This is a genomic window from Mycobacterium talmoniae (assembly GCF_001854525.1).
Taxonomy (GTDB): domain Bacteria; phylum Actinomycetota; class Actinomycetes; order Mycobacteriales; family Mycobacteriaceae; genus Mycobacterium; species Mycobacterium talmoniae.
Map to the genome: position 1 here is coordinate 1 of NZ_MLQM01000354.1, position 980 is coordinate 980.

Annotated in this window: 1 protein-coding gene; it reads right to left on the reverse strand. The window is 68.3% G+C overall.

Annotated elements, in window-relative coordinates:
* Window positions 1-78 precede the first annotated feature (78 nt).
* Window positions 79-980: transposase (locus BKN37_RS27330; RefSeq protein WP_165618422.1), on the reverse strand; the 902-nt coding region annotated here is incomplete at its 5' end.

Below are 980 nucleotides of genomic sequence, written 5' to 3' on the forward strand. Positions count from 1 at the left end.
CGGGCTGTTGCGGAATTGGATGGCGGGGCGGGTTGCGTGGCGGTGACGTCCGGTGGTGTGAGTTGGGGGCCGATCCGGTTACCCGGTGGCTGGGGCGAGGGCTCCGACCCCGATGGCTTTGAACAGGTTGTGTACCAGGGCGTGGAAGTTGAACTCTGCGGCTGCTCGGTCGAGTCCGCGGCTGGTGAAGCGGCGAAATCCCAGGTTGTGTTTAGCGTGGGCGAACGGGGTCTCGGCGATGTGGCTGCGCTGTTTGTAAAGGTCGTGGCCTTCGGGGGTGCGTAGCCGGTGCGTCATCGCTTCGATCGGGGTGGCATCTGGTGGGGGCGCTCCGGTGGCGGGCTCGTTTTTCGCCGCTGCAGCCAGGTCACGGCTTTTACCGACGGCGATCAGCCGGTCGGGTCCAGGTGCGGTGAGGTTGTCGATGCTCAGGTAGCCGGCATCGGCGAGCAGCACCCCGATCCCGGCGCCGGTCTCGCTGGTGGCAGTGGTGGGCCGGTGGGCGTCGAGGAGTTCGGCGGCGGCCACGGTTTTGTCCATGATGGTGCAAAACGCGGGAGCGTCGACGGGGTTGTTACCCACCAAGGTGGCCAAGATCAGCCCGTCGCTGCTGGTAGCGGCCTGGCAGTTGTAGCCCTGCACCCAACCCCCACCGCGCAGCGGCATCATCCGCGATGACGGGTCGGTGATATTGCGTTTCGGGCAGCTCTTAGGCGCCGCCGCGGTGGTTTGGGCGGCTTGGCGGGCCTGCGCGGCGGCCTGCTGGGCGGCCAGCTCAGCCTTTGCCTGCTCCTGGGCGATCGCGCGGTCCAGGACGGCTTGCGCCCGTTTGACATACACGTTGTCGGCGACCGGCCCGGGCACATGCCCACCCCGGTAGGGCCGGGCCCAAAAAGCGTCGATCGTGGCCTGCGCGGCGGCTTTACGGCGCTCCAGAGTGTGGGTGAGCGCTTCGATGCGCAGCTCGGCCGGCGGGGTGC